Source organism: Mesorhizobium alhagi CCNWXJ12-2 (assembly GCF_000236565.1).
In the GTDB taxonomy this organism is placed as follows: Bacteria; Pseudomonadota; Alphaproteobacteria; order Rhizobiales; family Rhizobiaceae; genus Allomesorhizobium; species Allomesorhizobium alhagi.
The window spans coordinates 1-2,602 of the sequence record NZ_AHAM01000209.1 but is presented as its reverse complement, the minus strand read 5'-3'; the positions used below and the strand labels follow the sequence as shown (position 1 = coordinate 2,602).

Genomic DNA, 2,602 nt, shown 5'->3' with positions numbered 1-2,602 from the left:
CGGCCGCTCGACCAGCACTCGGCTGCCCGCCGAGCAGGTCTGGCCGCCATTCTGGATGATGGCGTTGACGAGGACCGGAAGCGCCTTTTCGATGTCGGAGTCGGCAAACACGATCTGCGGCGATTTCCCGCCAAGCTCCATGGTGACGCCGCGATTGTTGATCGCCGCTGCCTGCTGGATGGCGGTGCCGGTCATGGGCGAGCCGGTGAAGGTCACATAGTCGACCAGAGGATGCGCCGAAAGCGCTGCGCCGGCATCCCGCCCGTAGCCCGTCACGACGTTGAAGACGCCTTCGGGAAAGCCGGCCTCCAGCGCCAGTTCGGCCATGCGGATCGCGGTCAGCGACGCGTCCTCGGCGGGTTTTACGACCAGCGTATTGCCCATGGCAAGCGCCGCGCCAGCTACGCGGGCGAGGATCTGCAGCGGGTAGTTCCACGGGATGATGCCGGCAACGACACCGTGCGGTTCGCGCAGCGTCAGCGCCGTATAGCCGTCGAGGAACGGGATGGTGTCACCATGGATCTTGTCGCCGGCGCCGCTGTAGAATTCGTAGTAGCGCATGGTGGCGGGGACGTCCGCCCTGCCCTGCCGCACCGGCTTGCCGGTGTCGCGCGATTCGAGCGCAGCAAGCTCGGCGCCGTCCCTCTCGACCAGATGGAAAAGCCTGGTCAGGCAGCGGCCGCGCTCCACGGCCGGTATCCGCGACCACGGCCCGTCGTCGAAGGCGCGCCGCGCCGCCTTGACCGCCCGGTCGACATCGGCTGCGCCGGACGCAGGTATGGAGGCGAAAGCCTTGCCATCGGAGGGACAGACCACGTCGATGCGCTCGCCCGACAGCGCGTCCACAGGCTTGCCGCCGATGAACTGCATGAAGGCGCGGCCCTCGGCGACCGTTGCGGAAAGATGCGTGCCCATCAGTATTTCTCCTTGGCTTTCGCCCATGCCGCCATATGTTGCGGCACCGTCACAAGGCGCAACTATCACTCCCGACAAACAAGCGGGTTGCACCAGTGTCAAGTTTGAAGATGTGACAGTCTGGCACTGGCCATATTAAATCGATTAGATTATAGCACCGACCGTCAGGTATACGGAACCACCATGACCAGCCAGATCATCCCCGTCGAACCGTTCGATTTCATCGTCTTTGGCGGTACCGGCGACCTCGCCGAGCGCAAGCTCCTGCCCTCGCTCTACCACCGCCAGCACGCCGGCCAGTTCTCCGAACCGACCCGCATCATCGGCGCGTCGCGCTCCAAGATGAGCGACGACGAGTTCCGCGCCTTCGCCCGCAAGGCGATCGCCGAACACGTCAAACCCGAGGACACGGTCGGCGAGCAGGTCGAGAGATTCCTCGCCCGGCTGTCCTATGTTTCGGTGGACGCAAAGACCGGTGAAGGCTTTTCCAGGCTGAAGAAGGCGATCGGGTCCAACGAGGCGATCCGCGTCTTCTATCTCGCCGTCGCGCCGGCGCTGTTCGGGGACATCGCCGGCAATTTGCAGGAGCACGGCCTGGTTTCGCCCAATTCCCGTATCGTGGTGGAAAAGCCGATCGGGAGGGATCTGGAATCGGCGCGCGCGCTGAACGACCAGATCGGCGCGGTGTTCGACGAACAGCAGATATTCCGCATCGACCACTATCTCGGCAAGGAGACGGTACAGAATCTAATGGCGCTGCGTTTCGCCAATGCGCTGTACGAGCCGTTGTGGAACTCCGCCCATATCGATCACGTGCAGATCACCGTGGCCGAAACCGTCGGGCTCGAGGATCGCGTCACCTATTACGACAAGGCGGGCGCGCTGCGTGACATGGTGCAGAACCACATCCTGCAGCTTCTGTGCCTCGTGGCGATGGAAGCGCCGGGTTCCATGGAAGCCGACTCCGTGCGTGACGAGAAGCTGAAGGTGCTGCGCTCGCTGAAACGCGTCAATGGGGCGGAGGCTCCAAGGTCGACGGTGCGAGGGCAGTATCGCGCCGGCGCATCCTCGGGCGGCGCGGTGAAGGGCTATATCGAGGAACTCGGCAACGGCCAGAGCAACACCGAAACCTTCGTCGCCATCAAGGCCGAGATCGCCAACTGGCGCTGGGCGGGCGTGCCGTTTTATCTGAGGACCGGCAAGCGCCTCGCCTCGCGCGTTTCGGAGATCGTCATCGAATTCAAGCCGATCCCGCATTCGATCTTCGACGAAAACGCGGGCAATATCAGCGCGAACCAGTTGGTGATACGGCTGCAGCCTGACGAAGGCGTCAAGCAGTGGATCATGATCAAGGATCCGGGTCCCGGCGGCATGCGGCTCAGGCAAATCGCGCTCGACATGAGCTTCGCGGAATCGTTCCAGGAGCGCAATCCCGACGCCTATGAGCGGCTGATCATGGATGTGGTGCGCGGCAACCAGACGCTGTTCATGCGGCGCGACGAGGTGGAAGCCGCCTGGAAGTGGATCGACCCGATCCTCGGCGCCTGGGAAGACAGCCGCCAGGAAGCACAGGGCTATACCGCCGGAACATGGGGTCCGTCCGCCTCGATCGCGCTCATCGAGCGCGACGGCCGCACATGGCACGAGAGCGACTGAGGCGGGATCGGATGCGCTCGCCGGATTGGCA

2 protein-coding genes are annotated in these 2,602 nt (G+C 63.9%); one reads left to right on the top strand and one right to left on the bottom strand.

Annotated elements, in window-relative coordinates:
• Positions 1-915 (bottom strand): aldehyde dehydrogenase family protein (locus MAXJ12_RS23790; protein ID WP_008838592.1); only part of this gene is annotated, 915 nt, incomplete at its 3' end.
• 183 nt (positions 916-1,098) lie between these two features.
• Between MAXJ12_RS23790 and zwf the strand changes: the two genes are divergently transcribed.
• Entirely contained in the window at positions 1,099-2,571 is a 1,473-nt protein-coding gene (gene zwf / locus MAXJ12_RS23785; RefSeq protein ID WP_008838591.1) for a glucose-6-phosphate dehydrogenase, read from the top strand.
• Positions 2,572-2,602: the final 31 nt, after the last annotated feature.

What these genes read in the sequence shown, in the direction of transcription:
- zwf (WP_008838591.1), top strand. Translation starts at nt 1,099, where the DNA reads ATGACCAGCCAGATCATCCCCGTCGAACCGTTCGATTTCATCGTCTTT.